Source organism: Chryseobacterium sp. SIMBA_029 (assembly GCF_046535275.1).
In the GTDB taxonomy this organism is placed as follows: Bacteria; Bacteroidota; Bacteroidia; order Flavobacteriales; family Weeksellaceae; genus Chryseobacterium.
Map to the genome: position 1 here is coordinate 1 of NZ_JAWRXA010000910.1, position 232 is coordinate 232.

The 232-nt window shown below is 62.1% G+C and carries 1 protein-coding gene; it reads right to left on the reverse strand.

The window, feature by feature from the left end; all coding sequences use genetic code 11:
* The coding region (locus SB679_RS26480) for a hypothetical protein (protein WP_410705428.1) at nucleotides 1–232 on the reverse strand (232 nt) is incomplete at both ends.

The window sequence follows — 232 nt, forward strand, 5'->3', positions numbered from 1 at the left end:
GCTGAGCTGAAGGATCAGGTCCTCATCAACCGCGCGATACACCCAGTTGAGCTGCCACGTAGGCAACACCCGAGCCAACGACTTAAACGCACTATCCACGGCAACATGGCTGGCTACCCCTGCCACGGGCGGCTCCACCGCGACACTGAAGGTACGTGCATTGCCGATCTTGCCGTCTCCGAAGGCGATCACCTGGCGAGCCCTGGATATCGCCGGCAGGACCGCCTGCAAG